We start from the raw sequence: 1,057 nt of genomic DNA, 5'->3' as shown, positions 1-1,057 counted from the left end.
CGGCCGCGGGCTGCCACTCCACCGCGGCGACATCCGCGAGCGCCAGCGACCGAGCCCCGGCCGCCGTCTTCGCGTCCTCCGTCTTCCAGTTCCACTCCAGGCGGACGATCTCCCCGTCGAAGCTCGCCGTGCCGTCCCCCGCGGAGACGGACAGCGGCACCGACGGACCCGTGAGGAGGTAGGCGTCGCAGGGCGCGGCCGGCACCTGTTCGATCAGATGGGCGTTGCGCACCTCGTCGACCAGGTACTCCGCGACCCCGTACCGGTCGGGCTCGACCGTCAGCTGATACGGGTCCGAGGAGTCCGTCAGCTTTCCGCCCGTCGCCTGGAGCAGCGGATCGGCGCCGTCCCGCAGCCGCAGCCTCAACCGCCCCGACTTCTTGCCCTGTTCGAAGGCGATCCCCGCCAACGCGGCCAGGGGGACCGTCAGTTCGCCCAGTGTCTTGCGCAGCAGGGACACGTTCTTGTCGTGGCCCGGCACAAGGCGCAACGTCTCTCCGTCGAAGGTCCAGGTCCCGTCGCGCTGGATGATTTCCGCCATGCAGGGATTCTCGCACCGAGCGCTTGGACAAATGGTCTACACCCCTTGACCCCTTGTGGGGGCCGCGTTACCAATGAGAACCGTTCGATTGCGATGCACCACATATGCGCCCGAAGGGACCCGCTTGTGAGATCGCACAGAAGAACGACACGCATACTCGGCTCGCTCCTGCTCGTGGCGGCCGCCGGAATCTCCTCCTTCGCCGCCGCACCCGCCTCGGGAGAGGCGAGGGCCCCCGCGGTCACACCACTCGGCCAGGTCGTCCCCGCACCCCTCGCCGCCGAGGCGGGCGGCGAGGGGTACGAGATCACCGCCAGGACCCGCATCCGCGTCGGCAAGGGCAACGCCGAGGAGCGCCGCGTGGCCGAGTACCTGGCCAAGGTGCTGCGCCCCTCCACCGGCTACAAGCTCCCCGTCACCAGCGACAAGGGATCCGACGGCATCCGGCTGCGCATCAGCGCCGAACCGGCGAACAAGGAGCTCGGCAACGAGGGGTACCGCGTCATCTCCGCGCGC

Annotated in this window: 2 protein-coding genes; one reads left to right on the top strand and one right to left on the bottom strand. The window is 69.6% G+C overall.

Going from position 1 to position 1,057, the window contains the following annotated elements; genetic code table 11:
- The coding region (locus tag AOK03_RS38405) for a DUF4429 domain-containing protein (protein WP_167355696.1) at nucleotides 1–541 on the bottom strand (541 nt) is incomplete at its 3' end.
- A gap of 126 nt (nucleotides 542–667) precedes the next feature.
- On the opposite strand from AOK03_RS38405, the gene AOK03_RS38400 reads away from it, so the two are divergent.
- The coding region (locus AOK03_RS38400) for a glycoside hydrolase family 20 zincin-like fold domain-containing protein (protein ID WP_341845850.1) at nucleotides 668–1,057 on the top strand (390 nt) is incomplete at its 3' end.

The organism is Streptomyces atriruber, from assembly GCF_001418325.1.
GTDB lineage: Bacteria > Actinomycetota > Actinomycetes > Streptomycetales > Streptomycetaceae > Streptomyces > Streptomyces atriruber.
This window is presented reverse-complemented; position numbering and strand designations above follow the sequence as displayed.